The sequence below is a fragment of the Bradyrhizobium neotropicale genome, from assembly GCF_001641695.1.
Classification (GTDB): domain Bacteria; phylum Pseudomonadota; class Alphaproteobacteria; order Rhizobiales; family Xanthobacteraceae; genus Bradyrhizobium; species Bradyrhizobium neotropicale.
This window is the reverse complement of record NZ_LSEF01000028.1, coordinates 116,220-128,797: the sequence shown is the minus strand read 5'-3', so window position 1 is coordinate 128,797 and position 12,578 is coordinate 116,220. Positions and strand designations below refer to the sequence as shown.

The window sequence follows — 12,578 nt, the reverse complement described above, 5'->3', positions numbered from 1 at the left end:
CTTATTTTTGCTTCGGTTTGACAGTTCTATTTTAGAACTATATGGTCGCCGCAAGATGAGCTCTCAGGGCTCAACAAGCCAAATCGGCGGGAGGATGTGACCATGTCGAGCGCGCGACCGCTGCGGGTGCAGTTCCTGTTCGATTTCGGCAGCCCCAACGCCTATCTCTCCGACCGCGTCATCCCAGACATCGAGAAGCGCACCGGCGTGACGTTCGACTATGTGCCGGTGCTGCTCGGCGGCATCTTCAAGCTGACCGGCAATTCGTCGCCCGCCGATTCCCTGAAGGGCATCAGGAACAAGCGCGAATACATGGAGGTCGAGACGGCGCGCTTCCTGCGCCGGCACGGCATCACGGGATTCCGTTCCAACCCGTTCTTCCCGGTCAACACGCTGCAACTGATGCGCGGCGCCGTCGCGGCCCAGGAGCTCGGGCTGTTCGCGCCGTATTTTCGCGCCGTCTACCACCACATGTGGGAAGAGCCGAAGAAGATGGACGATCCCGCGGTGATGCGCGCGGCGCTGACCGCCTCCGGGATCGATTTCGATCTCATCGCGGCAAAGTCGCAGGAGCTCGCGGTCAAGAACCGTCTGATGGAGCTGACGCAGGATGCGGTTGCTCGCGGCGCGTTCGGCTCGCCGACCTTCTTCGTCGGCGACGAGATGTTCTTCGGCAAGGATCAGCTCCGGGACGTCGAGGAGGAGATCCTCGCCCAATTGTCGCAGGTTACGCCGCGCGTCGCGTCCGCCGCTTCGGCCTGATCCGCTCCGCTTCATTGCTCGCGCGCAAGAGAGCCCGGTCACGGGCCTGCGCCTGTCCACCAGGGAGGACCGCATGACCAGCAACGACGTCGATATGGCCGATCTCATCGCGCGACTGCCGCGCAGAGTTCACGAGGTCTATGCTCCCTTCGCCGAGACCTCGCCCGATCTGCCTGCCTTCGTCGAGGCCGGCCGCGTCTGGACCTACCGGCACTTCTCCGATGCCGTGGATGCGGCCGCGAAAGATCTCGCCGATCTCGCGATCAGGCCCGGCGATCGCGTCATGGTCGTGAGCGAGAACAGCGTCGCGCTCGGGGCCATGCTGTTCGCGGCAAGTACCCTCGATGCCTGGGCCATCCCCGTCAATCCGCGCCTCTCGGCGCGCGAGCTCGATCTCATCGCGACCCACAGCGGCGCACGCCGCGCGCTGTTCAATGCCGCCTTGTCGAAGGATGCCGCCGATCATGCGAGCCGCACCAGCGCAAGCTTGCGCGCCGTGGGCCCGTTCGGCGGCATCGGCGTCGGCGCGCTGCATGAGGCGGCGAAGGTCGAGCCGGTCGAAGCGCTCAGCGAACGGCAGGTGGCCGCGCTGATGTACACCTCCGGCACCACGGGCGCGCCGAAAGGCGTGATGCTCAGCCATCGCAATCTGCTGGTCGCGGCAAAGGTCTCGGGCAATCTGCGCCGGACCGCGCCGGGCGATCGCATTTACGGCGTACTGCCGATGTCGCACATCGTCGGCTATTCGATCCTCCTGATCTCGACGCTGATGCACGGTGCCGCGCTGCATGTCGTCTCGAAGGCCGATCCCGCGGCGCTTGCCCGTGCTCTGGCGGAGGAAGGCATCACCACGCTGTACGGCGTGCCCGCAACGTACCAGCGCCTGCTCGAATACAAGGCCGTCAACGGCATCGCGCAGCTCAGCCGCGGAAACCTCCGTCTGATGTGCGTCGCCGGCGCGCCGCTCGATCTCGAGCTGAAGCGCCGGATGGAAGAGGAGTTCGGCGTCTCCCTCCTCAACGGGTATGGCATCACCGAGTGCTCGCCGGGCCTTGCCGGCGTGCGCGAGGAAAATCCGGCGGCCGACGAGACGGTGGGCCCCTTCCTGCCGGGCATCGATCACAGGATCGTCGATCGCGACGGGCGGCAGGTCGGCATCGGCGAGGTCGGCGAGCTGCATGTGCGCGGTGCCAACATCATGCTCGGCTATTACCGCGCGCCTGATTTGACGGCGGCCGCCATCGATCGCGACGGCTGGTTCAACACCGGCGATCTCGGCCGGATGAACGAGCGTGAGCAGCTCTACATCGTCGGACGCACCAAGGAGATGATCATCCGCTCCGGCTTCAATGTCTATCCGGCGGAGATCGAGGCGGTGCTCAACACGCACCACGACGTCGTGCAATCGGCGGTGGTCGGCCGCCCCGTGGATGGAAACGAGGAGGTTGTCGCCTACGTCCAGCTGTTGCCGGGTGCGCGCGTCGACGCCGAAGCGCTGAAATCCTACGCGGCGAGCCAGCTCACAGCCTACAAGCGGCCGACCGAGCTGATCGTGCTCGATGCGCTGCCGGCAGCCTCGACCGGAAAAATCCTCAAGCACAAGCTTCGCGAGCTCGCGCTTGCCGGGACCGCAGATATGGCGGCGACAGGTTGACCGCTGCGCCGGACGCGCGAGTCGTTTTCAGGGCAAGGGGAGGTGTCGAATGTTCAGGGCGCCGACATCGGCGATGCCAACTATCTCCATGGGACCCAGCAGGGACAGATCCTTGAGCAGGTCCTGAAGCAGTGCGGCGATGATCTCTCGCGCGAGAACGTCCTCAAGCAGGCGAGGGGCATCCGCGGATTGTCATTGCCCACGCTCGTGCCGGGAGTGACAATCAACACCGGCCCGGGCAACAGTATGGCCTATACGCAGTTGAAATTGCAGCGCTGGACCGGAAGCTCCTGGGAGCAATTCGGCAATGTGCTGAGCGCGGACGGTGATTGAGGCTCCGGTATCCAATCCTCGGAGGGTGCAATGAAGACGGCAATCGTGATCGGCGTCGGCCCGGACCGCGGCTTAGGAGCTCAGCTCTGCAAGCGTTTCGCGGCTGATGGACTGAAGGTGATCGTCGCAGGGCGGACGTTGTCCGCATTGCAGGCCGTCGCGCGCGATATCGAGCAGGCGGGTGGTGCGGCCGTGCCCTTTGTCGCGGACGCGACCAAGGAAAGCGACATCGTCGCTCTGTTCGATGCCGCGGGCGAAGACCTCGATCTCGCCATCTACAACGCCGGCAACAACACGGCCGGCAGGATCATCGAGCTGGAAGCCGACTATTTCGAGAAGGCCTGGCGCGTGGTCTGCTTCGGCGGCTTCCTGTTCGGCCGTGAGGCGATGCGCCGCATGACGCCGAAGAAAACCGGCACGCTACTGTTTACCGGCGCCAGCGCTTCGCTGCGCGGCCGCTCCGGCTTCGGCGCGTTCAATTCAGCGAAGGCGGGCCTGCGCACGCTGGCGCAGGCGATGGCCAAGGAGTACGCGCCCGACGGCATCCACGTCGGCCATGTCGTGGTCGACGGCGCGATCGCCGGCGACAAGATCATGACGCGCTTTCCGGATCTGGCAAGCCGCGAGGACAGCCTGATCAGCATCGAGGGCATCGTCGACGGTTTCGCCTTTCTCTACCGGCAGCCTCAGCGCGCCTGGTCATTCGAGCTCGACGTGCGGACGTCGAAGGAGAAGTGGTAGGGCAGGGAGCACGGCCGGGCGCCGTCGGCGACGCCAGGCGTCTATGTCTGACCCGTTCCGTTCAGGCGGCGTGCCGATGGCTCTCGCCGCCGTGGGGCGGCGTGACCGGCTCCGAGCTCGTCTGGCCCGGCGCGTCCATCACTGCAACGTGGTGACGGTACACCATCTCCCAGCCCTTCCAGCCGGTGAAGAGGAGGATGCCGACGACGATCAGGGACAACACCACGCCCCAGGGCTTGATCGCGGCCTCGGCGCCTTGCGCATAGCGAAGGTAGAAATTGACCAGCGCCAGCACGACCGCCGCAAGGTTGCCGACCATGTGGTACCAGGCGTCGTTCAGGCTGCGAATGCGGGCCTCGCTCAGGAAATCCGTAAAGCCGGCTATGGCGGCGACAAGCGCCATGACGATGCCGGCGCCGATCAGCCACATTGCGGCGCGGGCCCAGAAACCATCGCCGGTTCCAATGAAGGCCAGATCGGCAATGGGGGCGCCGACCAGGAACGCGACGGGAAACGGGATGATCATCGGATGGAGCGGGTGATCGCCGATGGCGGCGGTCGTCTTGGGGTTGATGCTCATGGCAAAACCTCGCCGAAAGTGATCTTCCGGAACAATTTTCGGGACGCGTGCAGGTTCCTCCGTATCCGCCGGACAGAGGCAGCCTGGCTGACCGGCGCAGCCGGTATCGGCCGTGCGGCTAGAAGAATGTACAGAGGAACGCCGCCGCGTCCTCGGAGAGGCCGACGATCTTGTTGGTCGCCTGGCGATAGAATTTGAAGTTGAGCTCGGTCTCGGGACGGCCGTCCTTCCAGTCGGCGAACGGTTTGAGGCCGCTCCGCCCCAGCGGCCGCTTCGCCAGCGCGGTGCGACGGACGGTGATGCTGACACGCGGTGTCTGCCGGGCGATGCCGCGCTTCTTCGCGACCGCCTCGGCGGATGTCACCACGCCGCGCGCGATGAGACCTTGACCGCCCTCTTTCTCGCTTGCGAACAGGAAGATCGCATCGCCCGCCTTGATGTGCTTGCCGTCATACATCGTCTTCTGCGCCGGGAATGCGAAGGTTCGCGCCCGCGGGTCGCGAATTTCAGCCTTGATCGCGAACGCCATGCATCTCCTCGTCATGCGGTAAAGGGCATCGTCCGTATTTGACTCGAGTGTCACGATCTGAATCTGAAAAACTGAGCCAGCGGGGAAATAAAGACTGCGGACCGGGGTTGTACGCCTTGCCGGGATTTTGCTTCACCCTCCCGGGGCTGGACCAACGCCGCCTGTCGGTATTTCAAGCAGGCGGCGTTGACGTGAAATGCCCCGATTCCTTTCGCGGATGTCCTGGTTGATTCCCGAAGGACTGATAGTTTCTGACAGACAAGTCAGTTTTGGCGAGGGGCATCGTGGCAGCTTTTCGCCGCGCGTGGCGCACGAAGGATTGCTGAAAGGAGGGACAGAAAAGCGCAGAGTCCAGGAATATTCTGTACCTTCTGGTGTTTCGCAGTGATCGGGGTCGGGCCCTACCGCCTCGACCGCGATTGGCGCGTTAGAGCGTTGGCCAATACGCTCCACGCAGCATTTCCAAACAACTATGTCCAATGCGCAACATAGCCTTGAAAGGGAGTGCAGAGATGAAACACGTGTTAGCCTCTCTTGTAATTGGTGCCTGCCTACTGCTTCCCTCCGCGAGCGTGGTCTTCGCCGACAATCCCCATGGCTCGGCTGCCGGTCTCGGTGTGACGAAGGGCCAACCTGGTACGCAGCCGTCCGGTGCTTCGGGCGGCGCATCGTGCGGTACCCTCTCAGGCGGTACAGCCGGTGGTCCTCCGGGTCAGCTGGGCGCGGGCGGCCTCAGCAGTATGTCCCCGTTCGCTTTGGACGTTGTGGGCGTACAAAAGAACTACGCTGGAACCCCAACAAACCCGGGAAACTCAACCAGCAATGCACACGCCAACTCCCAGTACGATGTCGCTTGCTTCCAACATCAAGCGCCGTAGCCCTGAAGAGCGCGGGGCTCGGTTACGTTTTCCAGGCGTTACGCCACGCGAAGCGTAGTTGATGCTCCGCGCAAGGTGGGGGCGAGAGGGGGTGACAACCCCATGCGTTTCGTCGCGACGGCCATTCTGCTGAGCACGGTGGCCGCGGGTCTTGGCTACACATACAGCCGGGGAAGCTCTTCCGAGACCTTCCTCACCGCCCCGGTCGAACGGGGCAACATCTCGACTTTGGTGAGGGCCAGCGGCACCGTCGAGGCAGTCGCAAGCGTCGATGTCAGCTCGCAATTGTCAGGGCGAATTGCGGAGGTGTTCGTCAATTTCAACGATAGCGTAACGGCCGGGCAGCCGATTGCGCAAATCGACCCGGAGATCTTTGCTGCCCGGGTCAATGAAGCGAGAGCCGCGCTGAGAGTGGCGAGAGCTACCGCCCAGGTGCAAGACGCCGCGCTGGAACGAGCGAAGGTGGCGGTGGCGAATGCACGGACTGGCGAAAAGCTGGCGGAGGATCAATCGGCCGCAAATGGGGCGAGGCAAGACGAAGTCGAAAGGGAATTCCAGCGAAAGCTCGCATTGGCCCGCACTGGAAGCGGAACCGAACGAGACTTGAGCCAGGCACGGGCTCTGCGCGACGCGGGCGCCGCGGACCTGCGTGGCTCCCTGGAGCAGATCCAGATGAAGGCCGAGGCTATTGCGATCGCGAAAGCGGAAGTGCACATGGCCGAGGCCAATCTCGAGAATGCACAGGCTGTTGTCGAGCAGAGGCAGGCGGCACTCGATCAGGCGAAGCTTGATCTTGATCGTACCGTGCTCCGCGCGCCGATCGATGGGATCATCATCAAGCGGGACGTCAATCCCGGACAAACGGTCGCTGTCAGCCTCGAAGCCAAAACATTGTTCAAGATCGCGAACGATCTGCGCGAGATGGAGGTCCATGGCAAGATCGACGAGGCGGATGTCGGCCAGTTGAGGGCGGGGCAGACCGCGCAGTTCACAGTGGATGCTTATCCCGATCGAACCTTCAGTGGACGGGTTCTACAGATCCGCAAGTCTCCCGAGGTCGTGCAGAACGTCGTCACCTATACGACGATCGTGTCCGCATCAAATCCGGATCTCCTGTTGCTGCCGGGAATGACGGCCCAGCTTCGCATTGTGGTGAGTGATACTGGCGGGATCATCAAGATTCCGAGCCAGGCGCTGCGTTTCCGGCCAAGCGATGCCAACCCCACGTCTGGTCAAGAGAATGCCGACCAGGGCGCCTCCAAGGCCTCCGCGACGGTCTGGCTGGTCGGCGACGATGGGCGACCAACGCCGGTCCCAGTGAGACTCGGCGTGAGCGACGACAACAGTGCAGAACTGCTGGAGGGCCCGCTTGCGGAGGGCCAGCAAGTGATCATCGGGATTGCGAACACCCAGAAGCAAGGGGGCAATTTCGGCCTGCGTCTCGGATTTTGAGATTGGATTCAACGATGCCGCCGCTGGTCCGAACCGCCGGGCTTTCAAGGCACTATTCCTGTGGAGGGACGATCGTTCGCGCAGTATCGGACGTGTCGCTCGCGATCGAGCATGGCGATTTTGTTGCAATTCGCGGCCGCTCGGGTTCCGGAAAGTCGACGCTGATGAACCTTTTGGGGCTCTTGGATCGGCCGGATTCCGGCGAATATGCGCTCAACGGCCGAGAGGTTGCAAAGCTGAGCGAGGATGGACGCGCGACCATCAGGAGGCACGACATCGGCTTCGTATTCCAGGTGCCGGCCCTTCTGCCGCGGGCAACTGCGCTGGAAAATGTCGAACTTCCGCTTGTTTACGCCGGCGTTCCTCCCTCTCGACGACGTCGCGCAGCCAAAGAAGCGCTTGAGCGCGTAGGCCTGGCCGACCGCGGGCATCATTGGCCAAATCAACTCTCGGGAGGAGAGCAGCAACGGGTCGTCATTGCCCGTGCGACGGTCAACGATCCTGCTCTCATCCTGGCTGACGAACCGACCGGTTCGCTGGATAGTGCTACCAGCGATGAGATTCTGTCGCTGTTCGAGACTCTTCACCACGATGGTCGCACGATCATCGTGGTGACCCACGCGACCGACGTCGCCGACCGCGCGCGGCGACAGATCACGCTGCACGATGGGCGAATCATCAAGGACGCCCAAGTAGCAGCCAGGAATTCGCCTTTGAATACCGCAGTCCTGGGTTCTTCCCCATGAGAGGTCTGGAAAGCTTGCGAATCGCCACGCGGGCGCTTCGCGTCAACAAACTGCGAAGCGCCCTGACCGTGCTTGGGATCGTCGTTGGCGTGGGGGCCGTGGTCTGCATGGTGTCGGTGGGAGCCGGCGCACAAGCGGAAGTTTCGGAGAAGATCCGCACGCTGGGAGCCAACCTCCTGCTCGTCATGCCCGGCGCCAGAAATTCCGGCGGAGCAAGGCTTGAATCGGGAACGCAGCCCACGCTGACGGAAGAGGATGCTGCTTCAATCCGCCGCGAACTGGTGGACGTGCGGGTCGCGGCTCCGCTGTTGTCGCGTTCGATTCCGCTGGTCGCCGCCAACAAGAACTGGGTGACGGTCGTGGCCGGAATCAATGCCGACTATCTGGTGGCCCGCGAATGGCAAGTCGCCGATGGCCGGTCCTTTACGAGCGACGAGATCGTATCCGGAGCCAAGGTTGCCATCGTCGGATCGGTGATCGTCGAGGAGCTTTTCAATGGGCGCACGGGACCGGGAGAGACGCTTCGGATTGGCAACGTTCCCTTTACCGTGATTGGCGTGCTGGGCAAAAAGGGGGCAGGCGCGGCAGGCCGCAGCCAGGACGATGTCGTGTTCATCCCGCTGTCAGCCGCGAAAAGCCGGGTGCTGGGCGCCGTGCGCGGCACAACGCGCGAAGCATTGGATTTCATATCGATCAAGGTATCTGACGCAACTGCGATGCCGGAGATCGAACGGCAGATCGAGACGCTGCTTCGCCAGCGGCACCGCATTCGCGCCGACGCCCCCAGCGATTTCAAGATCGAGAATCCAGCGGATATTCTGTTTGCACGAGGCGCCGCCGTGCGTCTCCTCGGCACTCTGTTAATCGCGGTGGCAGCGGTTTCGCTGGTCGTTGGCGGAATTAGCATCATGAATATCATGCTGGTTTCGGTGACCGAACGTACCCGCGAAATCGGTTTGCGCATGGCGGTTGGGGCGAGCCGCCGCGACATCCGATGGCAATTCCTGATCGAGGCCCTGATCTTGTCGCTGATGGGAGGGCTTGTGGGTGCGGTGTCGGGAGCTGTCGCGGCAGTCGCAATCGCGTGGAAAGCTGGTTGGCCTATCCTGATCAGTCCCTGGGCGATCGTGCTGGCTTGCGGATTTGCGGGCTTCATCGGAATTTCTTTCGGCCTCTATCCGGCCCATCGGGCAGCAAGGCTTGATCCAATTGTGGCGCTGCGCTTCGAATAGGCGATGAGCTGAAAGGGGGCTTTGGTTTTTCCGCGCGATGCGATTTCGCGGCGGCGAAACGCTCGCGACCGCGAGCCCGTAGGCTCAACCTCCATTATTCCAGCATCGTTCGAGCTCCACGCGCGAACGTCGAGGAAGAAGCCGTGAGGCCTTGTCCCTTTGCCTCGTCGATCAGGCGGCAGCCTTGTTCTTGATGGCTCCGATGATCGCGGTGAGGATCGCCCCGCCGGCGCCACCAGCGACGACTTGTGACACAATGCCGCCAATACTCAGGTTTCCGGATTGTACTGCAGCCATGATGGACGGAAGCAGCAACGTAACGACCTGGCCGAGCACTCCGCCACCGACCAGACCCGAAATGACATTTCCGGCCATTCCGAGATCAAATGTCGGCGAAGACTTGCCGGCGCCAATTCCACCAAGCGCGCCTGAGACGAGGTTGATCAGAATCTGTTCCATGCGGATCTCCCGTACGAGGTCGTCAGGCGGTTCGTCAGCATCTCCTATTGGTGGTATTTTCGAACTGCCCGCACCCGCATCGTCAGCGGCTTCCAGGTAAAGACAATAGAGTGTGTTGCTGATCGACCGGTGAAATAACCCTCGCGCGTGGCACAAACTGCATAGCGACGTTTTCAGCGCGCCACTGTCCGTCGAAGGGCAGTCCCGTCGGGTGGGTTAGCAAAGCGTAACCCACCGCTCTTGTTGCGGCCGGGCCCGTCTGACTAACCCACGCTACGAGGTTCTCAGTACCCGGCAGCCAATCCCGAGTTGCGGCGTGGGTCGTTCGCACCGTAGTAGCGGTTGTTGCCGACTTGCTTGCCGTTCAGTGACGGCGCGCCGACGATGATGACCGCGAGATGGTTGGCCGGTTGCGGCGGCCCGAACTTGTGGCCCATGCCTTCCAGAATCTTTTGCGTATCCGGTGACAGCGCATAGGTCTCGAGATTGGTCAGGTCCGGCAGCCATTGCTGGTGGATGCGCGGCATATCGACGGCTTCCTGCGCGTTCATGTCGTAATCGATCGCGTTGATCATGGTCTGCAGGACAGCCGTGATGATGCGGCTGCCGCCGGGCGTGCCCACCACCATGACCGTCTTGCCGTCCTTGGTGACGATGCTCGGGCTCATCGAGGACAGCGGCCGCTTGCCCGGAGCGATGGCATTCGCCTCGCCCTGCACCAGGCCATACAGGTTCGGCACCCCGATCTTGGCGGTGAAGTCGTCCATTTCGTCGTTCAGCAGCACGCCGGTCTTGGCCGCCGTCACCTTGGCGCCGAACCAGTCGTTCAGCGTGTACGTCACCGAGACCGCGTTGCCGTCCTTGTCCGCGATCGAATAGTGCGTGGTGTTGCTGCCCTCGTGCGGCGCGACGCCCGGCCTGATGTCCTTGGAGACGCCGGCCTTGTTCGGATCGATCACGGCGCGGATCTTGGTCGCGTAATTCTTGTCGAGGAGGCGGTCGAGCGGGTTCTTCACGAAGTCCGGATCGCCGAGGTAGCTGTTGCGGTCCACGTAGGCGTGACGCATGGCTTCGATCTGCACGTGCACGGCCTGCGCGGAGTGGTAGCCCAGCTCCTTCAGCGGATAGCCCTCCAGGATATTCAGGATCTCGCAGATGATGACGCCGCCCGAGCTCGGCGGCGGCGCGGAAATCACGTGGTAGCCGCGATAGTCGCATTCGACGGGTGCAAGCTCACGCGTCTTGTAGCCGTCGAGGTCGTCCTGCGTGAGCAGGCCCTTGCCGGCCTGGCTCGATGCCACGATGGCGCTGCCGACCCAGCCCTTGTAGAAGCCGTCGGTGCCTTTGCTGCTGATCTCGCGCAACGTCTTGGCGAGTTCCGACTGCACCAGCTTCTCACCCACCTGGAACGGCTGACCGTTGTTGAGGAAGATGGCGGCCGATGCGGGATCGTCCTGAAAATCCGCGGTGGCGGTACGCAATAGGTCGATGTCGCCCTGGTCCAGCGCAAAGCCCTGCTCGGCGAGCTGGATCGCGGGGGCGAGCAAGTCGGCGCGCTTCATGGTGCCGTACTTTTCGCGCGCATATTCCATGCCCGAGACGGATCCTGGAACGCCTACGGCCAGGTGCCCCTTGGTCGAGATGCCCTTGATGACGTTGCCGTCCTTGTCGAGATACATGTTCGCAGTCGCGCCCTTGGGCGCCGTCTCGCGGAAGTCGAGGAAGGTCTTGCGGCCGTCGGCGAGCTGGATCGTCATGAAGCCGCCGCCACCGAGATTGCCGGCTGCCGGATAGACGACGGCCAGGGCATAACCGACGGCCACTGCGGCATCGACCGCATTGCCGCCGCGCTTCAGCACATCGACGCCCACCTGGGTCGCCAGATGCTGCGCGGACACCACCATGCCGTTTTCCGCGGCGACCGGCGCGACCGACGCCGCGCGCGCGGGGCTGAACGTTGCGAGGCTGACCGATACGATCGCGGCGACGATCCACCGCAGGCCTGTCTGTGGTTTCGGCACGGGAAGCTCCTTGGGCTGGGCCGGTGATGCCGGCACATATTGTTGTCCGCCAGCGCAGCCTATCAGCTCGTGCCCGCTGTGAAATCCGAAGTGGAACGGTGGGGTTGTAGCGCATGCTGCGCTCCCAGGAGAGGGGGAGCCAATCGTGAAGTGGCCTCAACGACGGTGAGAATCCCCCTGTGGCCTCCTTCCCTGGCCTCCCCGCAAGCAGGAGGGAACCGATCCGGGTCGGGGCAGGCAGCCCCGATACGTCAGCCACCGCGCCCCACCTTGTCCGTGCCAGCAGGCGCCCAACCGCCTGTGCCGTCTCCCTTTTCGGCCGCCAAATTCGTCTCTGGTAACCCCGCATTAACTATCGTCGGGGTCTGGTAAAAGCTGGCAAGTCGCGCCCAAAGGCTTAGTCGAGGCCCATAGTTTTGACATCTTGGCAGGGAAAGCAGACGGCCGGCTTTGGACGGGCCGCTGCAATCCAAAAAGACAAGGCTTTGTGCAGGCTTGTGAGCTGCGCGCGACCCGTGCGGCTTTGGGTAACCGGCAGCCATATTGCTCCCGGAGGATATGGAACGATCGCCTTGAGAGGATACTGCTTATGAATCCGGCCGACGTGGCTCAGTCAGCCCTTCCGGTTGCTGCCTCCGCCGACGTGTCGCTGATCGCGCTGTTCTGGCAGGCTCACTGGATCGTGAAAGGGGTCATGCTGGGCCTTCTGTCCTGCTCGGTATGGGTCTGGGCGATCGCCATCGACAAGATCTTCCTCTACGCGCGCACCCGCCGCTCGATGGACCGCTTCGAGCAGGCATTCTGGTCCGGCGAGTCGATCGAGGAGCTCTATCGCACGCTGTCGGCCAAGCCGACGCATTCGATGGCGGCCTGCTTCGTCGCGGCGATGCGCGAGTGGAAGCGCTCGTTCGAGAGCCATGCGCGGTCGGTCGCGGGCCTGCAGATGCGCATCGACAAGGTGATGAACGTCTCGATCGCCCGCGAGGTCGAGCGGCTGGAACGCCGGTTGCTGGTGCTGGCGACCGTCGGCTCCGCCGGCCCCTTCGTCGGCCTGTTCGGCACGGTCTGGGGCATCATGTCGAGCTTCCAGTCGATCGCGGCGTCGAAGAATACCTCGCTGGCGGTGGTGGCGCCGGGCATCGCGGAAGCGCTGTTTGCGACCGCAATCGGCCTTATCGCCGCCATTCCTGC

At 63.2% G+C, this 12,578-nt stretch carries 12 protein-coding genes; 8 read left to right on the top strand and 4 right to left on the bottom strand.

Features of this window, described 5'->3' with window-relative positions:
- The first annotated feature begins 102 nt into the window (after positions 1–102).
- The 4 genes from AXW67_RS06460 to AXW67_RS06445 all read left to right on the top strand — a co-directional run bounded on the left by AXW67_RS06460 (position 103) and on the right by AXW67_RS06445 (position 3,490).
- Positions 103–762 carry a 2-hydroxychromene-2-carboxylate isomerase gene (locus tag AXW67_RS06460; protein ID WP_063677183.1) on the top strand — a complete coding sequence of 220 codons (660 nt, stop codon included), beginning with the start codon at positions 103–105 and terminating at the stop codon, positions 760–762.
- A gap of 73 nt (positions 763–835) precedes the next feature.
- Positions 836–2,416, top strand: coding sequence for a class I adenylate-forming enzyme family protein (locus AXW67_RS06455; RefSeq protein WP_063677182.1), 1,581 nt, complete (start codon positions 836–838; stop codon positions 2,414–2,416).
- Positions 2,417–2,458: 42 nt separating this feature from the next.
- Positions 2,459–2,749: a type 1 periplasmic-binding domain-containing protein gene (locus AXW67_RS06450; RefSeq protein WP_063677181.1), complete on the top strand. Its 291-nt coding sequence runs from the start codon at positions 2,459–2,461 to the stop codon at positions 2,747–2,749.
- A gap of 30 nt (positions 2,750–2,779) precedes the next feature.
- Positions 2,780–3,490 carry an SDR family NAD(P)-dependent oxidoreductase gene (locus tag AXW67_RS06445; protein WP_063677180.1) on the top strand — a complete coding sequence of 237 codons (711 nt, stop codon included), beginning with the start codon at positions 2,780–2,782 and terminating at the stop codon, positions 3,488–3,490.
- A gap of 61 nt (positions 3,491–3,551) precedes the next feature.
- On the opposite strand, the gene AXW67_RS06440 is transcribed toward AXW67_RS06445, so the two are convergent.
- Both AXW67_RS06440 and AXW67_RS06435 read right to left on the bottom strand, forming a co-directional pair.
- The gene (locus AXW67_RS06440) at positions 3,552–4,070 is read right to left on the bottom strand and encodes a DUF2231 domain-containing protein (protein WP_063677179.1); all 519 of its coding nucleotides are present in this window, start codon (positions 4,068–4,070) and stop codon (positions 3,552–3,554) included.
- Positions 4,071–4,188: 118 nt separating this feature from the next.
- Positions 4,189–4,599 (bottom strand): hypothetical protein, encoded by a 411-nt coding sequence (locus AXW67_RS06435; protein WP_063677178.1) that lies wholly within the window; start codon positions 4,597–4,599, stop codon positions 4,189–4,191.
- Between the two features lie 980 nt (positions 4,600–5,579).
- Between AXW67_RS06435 and AXW67_RS06430 the strand changes: the two genes are divergently transcribed.
- From AXW67_RS06430 to AXW67_RS06420, 3 genes are read left to right on the top strand one after another with little or no spacing between them, the layout of a single operon-like run.
- A complete protein-coding gene (locus tag AXW67_RS06430; protein ID WP_082907801.1) occupies positions 5,580–6,929 on the top strand; it encodes an efflux RND transporter periplasmic adaptor subunit in 1,350 nt (449 codons plus the stop codon).
- A 14-nt stretch (positions 6,930–6,943) separates the two neighbouring features.
- Positions 6,944–7,675: an ABC transporter ATP-binding protein gene (locus AXW67_RS06425; RefSeq protein ID WP_063677299.1), complete on the top strand. Its 732-nt coding sequence runs from the start codon at positions 6,944–6,946 to the stop codon at positions 7,673–7,675.
- On the top strand, positions 7,672–8,907 hold the full coding sequence (locus AXW67_RS06420) for an ABC transporter permease (protein ID WP_063677177.1): 1,236 nt from the start codon (positions 7,672–7,674) through the stop codon (positions 8,905–8,907). The genes AXW67_RS06425 and AXW67_RS06420 overlap by 4 nt, the downstream gene beginning before the upstream one ends.
- Before the next feature lie 171 nt (positions 8,908–9,078).
- Here the strand turns inward: AXW67_RS06420 and AXW67_RS06415 are convergent, their stop codons facing one another.
- Both AXW67_RS06415 and ggt read right to left on the bottom strand, forming a co-directional pair.
- Positions 9,079–9,366 (bottom strand): hypothetical protein, encoded by a 288-nt coding sequence (locus AXW67_RS06415; RefSeq protein WP_063677176.1) that lies wholly within the window; start codon positions 9,364–9,366, stop codon positions 9,079–9,081.
- 284 nt (positions 9,367–9,650) lie between these two features.
- Complete coding sequence (gene ggt / locus AXW67_RS06410; RefSeq protein WP_063677175.1) at positions 9,651–11,387, bottom strand: gamma-glutamyltransferase; 1,737 nt, start codon at positions 11,385–11,387, stop codon at positions 9,651–9,653.
- Between the two features lie 589 nt (positions 11,388–11,976).
- On the opposite strand from ggt, the gene tolQ reads away from it, so the two are divergent.
- The coding region (gene tolQ, locus AXW67_RS06405; RefSeq protein WP_245315452.1) for a protein TolQ at positions 11,977–12,578 on the top strand (602 nt) is incomplete at its 3' end.

What these genes read in the sequence shown, in the direction of transcription:
- AXW67_RS06415 (WP_063677176.1), bottom strand. Translation starts at nt 9,366, where the DNA reads ATGGAACAGATTCTGATCAACCTCGTCTCAGGCGCGCTTGGTGGAATT.
- AXW67_RS06420 (WP_063677177.1), top strand. Translation starts at nt 7,672, where the DNA reads ATGAGAGGTCTGGAAAGCTTGCGAATCGCCACGCGGGCGCTTCGCGTC.
- AXW67_RS06430 (WP_082907801.1), top strand. Translation starts at nt 5,580, where the DNA reads ATGCGTTTCGTCGCGACGGCCATTCTGCTGAGCACGGTGGCCGCGGGT.
- AXW67_RS06435 (WP_063677178.1), bottom strand. Translation starts at nt 4,599, where the DNA reads ATGGCGTTCGCGATCAAGGCTGAAATTCGCGACCCGCGGGCGCGAACC.
- AXW67_RS06460 (WP_063677183.1), top strand. Translation starts at nt 103, where the DNA reads ATGTCGAGCGCGCGACCGCTGCGGGTGCAGTTCCTGTTCGATTTCGGC.
- AXW67_RS06425 (WP_063677299.1), top strand. Translation starts at nt 6,944, where the DNA reads ATGCCGCCGCTGGTCCGAACCGCCGGGCTTTCAAGGCACTATTCCTGT.
- AXW67_RS06455 (WP_063677182.1), top strand. Translation starts at nt 836, where the DNA reads ATGACCAGCAACGACGTCGATATGGCCGATCTCATCGCGCGACTGCCG.
- AXW67_RS06445 (WP_063677180.1), top strand. Translation starts at nt 2,780, where the DNA reads ATGAAGACGGCAATCGTGATCGGCGTCGGCCCGGACCGCGGCTTAGGA.
- AXW67_RS06440 (WP_063677179.1), bottom strand. Translation starts at nt 4,070, where the DNA reads ATGAGCATCAACCCCAAGACGACCGCCGCCATCGGCGATCACCCGCTC.